The 1,400-nt window shown below is 46.8% G+C and carries 1 protein-coding gene and 1 pseudogene; both read right to left on the reverse strand.

Features of this window, described 5'->3' with window-relative positions:
* Positions 1–300, reverse strand: a pseudogene (locus R7O12_RS24850) (type II secretion system protein GspE); the annotation flags it as partial.
* The coding region (locus R7O12_RS24855) for a type II secretion system protein GspD (RefSeq protein WP_318126720.1) at positions 300–1,400 on the reverse strand (1,101 nt) is incomplete at its 5' end. The gene R7O12_RS24855 and the pseudogene R7O12_RS24850, both read right to left, overlap by 1 nt.

Here is a 1,400-nt window from a genome sequence, read left to right on the forward strand (position 1 = left end):
CGAGAAGAAATCATCACTGTCGGCACCGATATCTTCCATCAATTGACGAGCTTCTGATGAATCACGTTGATACGCTTCAGTCAGCTTTTTATCGAAGGATTCTTTGTCGATGGCTTGAGGCACGAAGCTGCGCTTAAGCACGCGACGTACTTCAACCAGAGCCGCAGGATTTAGCGGCTCCACGTAGTAAAGAATTGGAGGACGCTCAGGATGCTCAGTCTCCAAAACCAGTTTAAAGCGATTGGCAAAACTGAATGGCAGACGACGCATACTTGGCGCAGTGTCTAACATATCTACCATTAGTTCTTTTCCATTTGATCGATAAACGCTTGGATTTCAGCAGGATGCTTACGATCTTGGCCAAATGCTGGGATCACAGGGATCTTCTCATCTGGCATCAATTTCAAGCCTTGGTCAGCTTTGTAAAGCTGCTCTGCACGAATAAAGTTGTATTTGCGCTGAGTGATACCATCTGCGGTCATACCATCACGGATGATGGTCGGCTTAATGAAGACCATCAAGTTACGTTTTTCGGTTTGCGTGCTGGTTGATTTGAACAAGTGACCCAATACTGGAATATCACCAAGCAGTGGCACTTTCGATTCACTTTCTAGTGCACGTTCATCAACCAAACCACCTAGCACCAGCATCTGACCATCTTGGATCATCACGGAAGTGTTAAGTTGGCGCTTCGCGAAACGAACGTCAACGGCACCATTGGCACCCAATACGTTAGAGACTTCTTGTTCGATATTTAGCTGAACAGAATCACCTTCGTTGATCTGTGGTACAACTTTGAGCTTGATACCAACTTCTTTACGATCAACAGTTTGGAATGGGTTGTCGTTGTTTGAACCAGCAGTCGAGCCAGTAATAACAGGCACTTCTTCACCCACGATGAATGAGGCTTCGCCGTTATCCATCACAGTGATACTTGGAGAAGACAGGATGTTTGAGTTGGAATCCGAAGCAACCGCACTAATTAGCGCCGTCCAGTCACCCATCACGATGCTCATTGCGGCAACATTTACGCCGCCAAGAGCAGATGCAAGTGTTGAGTAGTCACCTTCTTCAGTGTACTGACGGTTTTCCCACTTGTTCGTGTCACTATTCCAGTAGCTTTCCGTTTTGGTAACGTCTTTCGCTTCTTCCAAACCAACCATGACTTGGCCAATTGGCGCACCTGTGTTGCCGTACTGGATCACAGCACCCGTTTCTAGTGACCCCCACTGAACGCCTAGGTTAATACCATCACCTTCGGCCATTTCAACAATCAAGGCTTCAATCAGAACCTGAGCACGGCGAATATCTAATTGAGAAATTACATCTTGCAAAGCCATCATGATATCTGGCGGCGCAGTCAGAACAAGTGAGTTGGTTGCTTCATGAGCCGCAATCAC

Source organism: Vibrio sp. Vb1574, from assembly GCF_033338675.1.